At 71.6% G+C, this 1,009-nt stretch carries 1 protein-coding gene and 1 pseudogene; both read right to left on the bottom strand.

What is annotated here, in order from left to right:
• Positions 1–267: 267 nt before the first annotated feature.
• Positions 268–735 (bottom strand): DUF6069 family protein, encoded by a 468-nt coding sequence (locus AC07D6_RS33545; RefSeq protein ID WP_479050744.1) that lies wholly within the window; start codon positions 733–735, stop codon positions 268–270.
• Positions 736–822: 87 nt separating this feature from the next.
• Positions 823–1,009: pseudogene (locus AC07D6_RS33540) on the bottom strand (KR domain-containing protein); the annotation flags it as partial.

The raw sequence follows: 1,009 nt of genomic DNA, 5'->3' as shown, positions 1-1,009 counted from the left end.
TACTCGAAGTGGGAGATGCCGGCGTCGCGCTGCAGCTGGGCGTCCAGGGCGGCCGGGAGGCTGACCAGCATGCTGACCATGGCGAGCCAGGTCTGCTGTTCCTCGTCGTCCAGCCAGCGGGGCTCGTCGGTGTTCATACCCTCACGGTAACTTGACGCTTCAAGCCCAAGGTCGGCTGTTTCCTTCTGCATGGTGACCTCCCGGTTTGGGCTGGGCGGCTCGGCTCCGGAGCTTGCCGCGGACGGGCCGCAAAGCGGGTGACCCAGGTCAGCTGCGGGGCGTGTCGTTCAGGGGCAATGCGCGCAGGTAGGCGGCGACGGCCACCGCGGCGACTGCGACGTGCATGAGCATCAGGGCGATGATCCCCGCGGCGTCCGCGTGCGGCTTGTAGTCGCTGACGAACATCGCCAGGTCGGGGACGAGGGAGACGATCACGACGGCGGGGACCAGCCAGGACAGCAAGGCGCGCGGATCCGCCGAGCGCCGGCGGACGACCGCCCAGCCGGCCGCGCCGATGAGTACGCCTATGACGGTGAAGGAGACGTACGCCCCGGGCTGGAGGGGCTGGAAGTCCTCCGAGGCCCCCGCCGCCAGGGCGATCAGGGCGATCACCGCGTTGGCGATGCTCGCGGCCACGATGCCCCCGATCAGCCATCCCGTGGCGGCGGCTCGGCTGGGCCCGGAAGGTATGGACTGGGCCGGTGCGGTGGTGGCGGAGGAAGGCGTGGTGGACATGGGGATCTCCTTGAGAGGGGGACGAGCGGCGGAGGGAGGCGGCGGCGCGTGACCGGCCGCCCGTGAAGAACGGCGTGTGCGGCTGGTTCAGTTGGCGAGTGCGGCGGTGAGGGTCTCGCGCGGCGGGGTGGTGGGCCGTCCGATGAGGCGGGAGAGGTTGCCGGTGGTGCTGGCCAGCTGGCCGTCGGCGGTGCCGGCGTCGATCGCGAGGAGCATCTCCACGACGGGCTCGGGCAGGCCGGTCTCGGCGAGGGCCTTGGCGTGGGCCTCGGCG

The sequence above is a fragment of the Streptomyces sp. NPDC045287 genome, from assembly GCF_056432325.1.
This window is presented reverse-complemented; position numbering and strand designations above follow the sequence as displayed.